The organism is Burkholderia sp., assembly GCF_018375725.1.
In the GTDB taxonomy this organism is placed as follows: domain Bacteria; phylum Pseudomonadota; class Gammaproteobacteria; order Burkholderiales; family Burkholderiaceae; genus Burkholderia.
Genome location: NZ_JAHACR010000501.1, coordinates 1 through 1,706, shown reverse-complemented (window position 1 = coordinate 1,706; position 1,706 = coordinate 1). Strand labels below are relative to the sequence as shown.

The 1,706-nt window shown below is 67.0% G+C and carries 2 protein-coding genes; both read right to left on the bottom strand.

Features of this window, described 5'->3' with window-relative positions:
- Window positions 1-466: 466 nt before the first annotated feature.
- Complete coding sequence (locus KH616_RS24865; protein WP_292254863.1) at window positions 467-1,213, bottom strand: glucose 1-dehydrogenase; 747 nt, start codon at window positions 1,211-1,213, stop codon at window positions 467-469.
- A gap of 159 nt (window positions 1,214-1,372) precedes the next feature.
- A partial coding sequence (locus tag KH616_RS24860; RefSeq protein WP_292254859.1) for an ATP-binding cassette domain-containing protein occupies window positions 1,373-1,706 on the bottom strand: 334 nt, incomplete at its 5' end.

Below are 1,706 nucleotides of genomic sequence, written 5' to 3'. Positions count from 1 at the left end.
CCGTGTGCCGTGTGCCGTGTGCCGTGTGCCGTGTGCCGTGTGCCGTGTGCCGTGTGCCGTACAACAGATCGTTACACGGCCGATCGAGCAACCGTCGTCGCGCGTAGCGCGCAACATTTCATCCGACTGCTTCGCCCGGCTCCTTGATGAACAGCGAGATCCCGATGCGCGCGAACCGTTTGATGGCGGTGACACAAATTGACCGTTAGTTGCACATAACAGGTCGATCTGCGCCCAAGCGAGCGAGCTAGGACGATTACGCATCGACAACGGCATTGGCTTTGTGCGTCGGACTATAATGACCCGAGCCGAACTCGTCGATCGACCGGCCTGCTTTCTCCCCACGCACAACCACGCGCGTCGTCGAGAGCCTGCGCTGGCACGTCGCCCGGACGTGCCAGCGATGATCGCGTAACGGCGTAATCGGCACATCGGCGCAGCCGCGCCGATGTGCGGCAGCGCGGGATCAGTTCAACCCGCCGCTCACAACAAGGTGTTCGCCGGTGATCCAGCGTGCATCGTCCGATGCGAGGAACACGGCGACCGACGCAATGTCGCCCGGCTCGCCGAGGCGGCCGAGCGGCGTCTCGCTGCGCACCTGCTTGTCGAGATCGGAACCGATGATGCCCGCGCTATGCGTGCCCTCGGTCACGATCATGCCCGGGTTGATCGCGTTCACGCGAATCTTGCGCGGACCGAGTTCGAGCGCGAGCACGCCGGTGATCGCGTCGACCGCGCCCTTGGTGCCGCTGTACACCGCGCTGGCGGGCGGCGTGATGCTCGTCACCACCGAGCTGATATTGATGATGCTCGCACCTTCGCCGAGATGCTTGACGGCCGCCTGCGTCGTGAGCAGCACGCCGAGCACGTTCGTGTCGAACTGCCGGCGGTAGTGTTCCTCGGTGATCGCTTCGATCGGCGCGAATTCGTACACGCCGGAATTGTTGACGAGCACATCGAGACGGCCGTATGTGTCGATCGCCGTATCGACGATGCGCTGCGCGTCGGCTGCCTTCGACACGTCGCCGCCGACCGCCACCGCGCGGCCGCCGGCTTCGACGATCGCGCTCACGACCGCGTCGGCGCCCGCCTTGCTGCTCGCGTAATTGACGACGACCGACGCGCCTTCCGCGGCCAGCGCCTTCGCGATCGCGGCACCGATGCCCTTCGATCCACCCGTGACGATCGCTACCTTGCCTGCCAGCTTGCTCATGATTTCATTCCTCAGTCAGAATACTATCGATGGGGCGCCGGTCGCCACGTCGATGCGGCGATCCGGCATGGCTGACAATGTAGGACGCCACGCGGCGGCGATAAAGCGGCTCGGCACGAATTGTCTGGCGGGGTCATCCGAACAATCGGCTCGGCGCCGTCAGCCGGCGCTGAGCCACGCATTGGCGACCTCGCCGCCGAGGCCGTCGAGCGCGCCGTCGTAGACGATCCGTCCGCGCCCCATTACCGCGACGCGCTGCGCGAGCCGCGGCGCAAGTTGCAGCCGCTGCTCGATCAGCAGGATCGCGACACCGTCGGCCTGCAGCGCGGCGAGGCATGCGCCGACCTCGTCCGCCGCGAGCGGCGCCAGCCCCTCCGCCGGTTCGTCGACGATCAGCACGCGCGGGCGGCCGGCGAGCGCACGCACCAGCGCGAGCACCTGCTGCTCGCCGCCCGACAAGCGCCCGGCCTTCACTTCCGCACGCGCGGCCAGC